Raw genomic sequence first — 1,163 nt, 5'->3', positions numbered from 1 at the left:
CGAAGAGCATAGATAAGCTGGAGATTAAGCGACTGAGAATCAGCCATGTGAACAATAAACGGAGAATCAAAGTAAAAGGTGTTGCGCAGCTCTTGAATGCTGCTTCCCAATTCGTATACCTGCTCTTTGATCGCATCCGTTGCTCGATAACTATTAGCAATGGCTGCGATACTTAATATCCAGATTGCTAACAGCATCCACCCCAATTTGAGTGTTTTGCCTTCCATGCTCTCGCCTGTCAATAAATTCCTAATAATACAAGAATATACAACATCGAGCAGAAGTGGAGGACTAACTGCAAAAATGGTGCGGTCAGTCCTGTTCTAACAAAGGTCGATTTACTTATTGCGCGTTAATTGGTCGCGTAGATTTGGCGGAGTGCCTTTGATGGTAAGTGTGTCTGTCTCTGGATCGTAAAAGATGCGTTCACCTAGCAGCAGACTATCGAAGCTCACATTCAAGCCGCCGCCAGCGCCAACGTATTTGGTCAATTTACGCACCATAGCGCGATCACCTGGGAAACTCTCTTCGAGTTCATAACCTTGCTCTTGCGTGTAATCAAGGAAACTAGTGCCATCTTGAGAAGCTGGCAGTTCACCTGAAAGTTCGCGAACTTGCACTTCATCACCAGATTTGATCTGCTCACTGCAGTAATCAGCCACTTGTTTCTTGTAGCTCAGCGCTTCTTCTTTTTCGAGTTGAGAGTCAGCACAAAAATCTTCTACTGCTTGCATTAGCACTTGGTTTTGAACTTTAGTATCTAGACCCACTTCAGCTTGTAGGAAATCGAGGAAAAAGTCGGCGACTTTACGCCCGACTCGACCTTTAATGTAAGCTAGGTAGCGATTTGATTCTTTATCGGTTTCAAAACTAGTGAGATCAATACGGGCAGCAATATCCATCTTACTCAAATCAAGATAATCTGTCGCGCTAATCTCAAGGCCTTCTGTTACCTTAAGGCTTTGATTTGAAGGAATAATCGCAACAAAAAGGTAGTCAGTGGCTAACGACTGGTACTCAGCGATAACTAAAATACCTTCATCCGCAAACGGGTACTTGGATAGTTCATCTTTCAGGCGATTTGCACTCAACTGTGAAAAATCGTAAAAGTTTTTGTTTCCTTGACGTAAGTCTTGCAACCAGTTGTTAAATTCGCTGTCAGA

General features: G+C 43.3%; 1 protein-coding gene and 1 pseudogene. Both read right to left on the bottom strand.

Annotated features, from left to right (window positions below):
* A pseudogene (locus tag QTO00_RS20005) lies at positions 1–227 on the bottom strand (Hpt domain-containing protein); the annotation flags it as partial.
* A gap of 111 nt (positions 228–338) precedes the next feature.
* The coding region (yejK, locus tag QTO00_RS20000) for a nucleoid-associated protein YejK (RefSeq protein WP_331426307.1) at positions 339–1,163 on the bottom strand (825 nt) is incomplete at its 5' end.

This window comes from Vibrio sp. M260118, from assembly GCF_036533755.1.
Lineage (GTDB): Bacteria > Pseudomonadota > Gammaproteobacteria > Enterobacterales > Vibrionaceae > Vibrio.
Note: the sequence above shows the minus strand (reverse complement) of the source record. Positions and strands in the feature narration are given on the sequence as shown.